At 68.8% G+C, this 426-nt stretch carries 1 protein-coding gene; it reads right to left on the minus strand.

Going from position 1 to position 426, the window contains the following annotated elements; genetic code table 11:
* Positions 1-426, minus strand: a 426-nt coding sequence (locus KUM38_RS19205) for a transposase (RefSeq protein WP_254397434.1), incomplete at both ends; no start/stop codon positions are given.

Consider the following 426-nt stretch of genomic DNA (forward strand, 5'->3'; position numbering starts at 1 on the left):
AGGGGTGAATGATCAGGCCGGTGTGGGTGAGGAAGGACCACGGGAGTTGCTCGCTGGAGCAGACGCGGTGGATGCCGCGTTCGGCTGCGTCGGCGACGTCGGCGAGGTGGTCGCCGGCGAGGTTGGCCAGCTCGCGGGTCTTGATGGCCGACCACAGCAATTCGACCGGGTTGAGTTCGGGTGCGTAGGCCGGCAGCCGCTCGAGGGTGAGCCAGTCCTGCTCGGCCGCCCAGGCCCGCATGCCCCGGCTCCAGTGGGCGGACAGTCCGTCCCATACCAACACCACCGGCTCACCGGCGTAGAAGGTCTTGATCTGTTCCAGCACCTCGATCAGGGAAGTGGTGTCGTAGCTGCCCGGCTTGAGGTGGAAGCACAGCCGCGGGCCGCGTTCGGGGTCGGCGGCGTGATAGCCCAGCGCGGCGGCCA

Origin of the sequence: Streptomyces sp. AC558_RSS880, assembly GCF_019049255.1 — a bacterium.
Classification (GTDB): Bacteria; Actinomycetota; Actinomycetes; order Streptomycetales; family Streptomycetaceae; genus Streptomyces.